The organism is Nonomuraea aridisoli (assembly GCF_003236395.1).
GTDB classification, from domain to species: domain Bacteria; phylum Actinomycetota; class Actinomycetes; order Streptosporangiales; family Streptosporangiaceae; genus Nonomuraea; species Nonomuraea aridisoli.
In genome coordinates this window covers 1-918 of sequence record NZ_POUD01000599.1, presented here as the reverse complement: position 1 = coordinate 918, position 918 = coordinate 1, and the positions used below count along the sequence as shown (strand labels likewise).

The following is a 918-nucleotide window of genomic DNA, read 5'->3' as shown; positions in this document are numbered from 1 at the left end:
GTGTGGGGGCGGGTGTCCGGTTGGTGGGGCGTAGGGCCAGGTGGAAGGCTGCGGCGAGGAGCGCCACGAGTACGAGCCGGGCCGCCAGGGCCTGGCCCAGCCGGGTGGACAACGTCGCGCCGAGCAGGGTCGGGTCCGCCGCCGCAGCGAGCGAGGCGCCCTCGGCGTACGGGCCCTGGACGAGCAGGACCACCGTCGTGCCCGCGGCCAGCAGGGCGAAGCCGGACCACACGATGCGCCGGCCGCGGCGATCGTTCCGGCCGCCGGGCCAGAGCACGGCGACGAACAACCCGCCGCCGAGCACGAGGGCCAGTCCGAGGAACGCCAGGCCGCGGCCGACCGCGTCGACGACGGGAACCGCCGGGTCGGCGTCCTGCTCCAGGGAGGCGGCCATCGAGCTTCTGTGGCCGACGCTGAAGCTGAACGCTCCGGACACCACATGCGAGTCCGCGGACGTGATTCGCCAGGCCACGACGTACGTCCCCTCGGCGAGGTCCGCGGGCAGGCCGACCTGCGCGGTGTTGGCCTTCCCCTCGGCGTGACCGGGCGCGCCGGTCGTCAGGCTTCTGCCGGTCACGTCCAGCAGCTGGATCGAGCGCCGGCCGAGGCTCACCGCTTCGTTGAAGCGGAGGCTGACCTCGGCCGGGGCACGGTCCAGCACTTGGCCGTCGACGGGCGAGCTGCCCATCAGATAGGCATGGGCGAACGCCGGCCGCGTGACCGTGACGCCGAGGAGGTCGGCGACCAGACCGCCGGCCACCAGGAAGGCGACGACCGCCAGCCGCGCGACCAGCCGCGCCCGGCGACGGCCCGCGACGCCCATGCCGCCCATCAGCCCCGTCGCCGCGACGCCGGAAGCCGAGCCGGGCGCGACACCGGACGCCGGACCGGGTCGGGGGTCGGAAGCCGGGTGGGGTG

General features: G+C 75.5%; 1 protein-coding gene. It reads right to left on the bottom strand.

Annotated elements, in window-relative coordinates:
- The coding region (locus C1J01_RS48320) for a copper resistance CopC family protein (RefSeq protein WP_181449386.1) at nucleotides 1–823 on the bottom strand (823 nt) is incomplete at its 3' end.
- Nucleotides 824–918 lie beyond the last annotated feature (95 nt).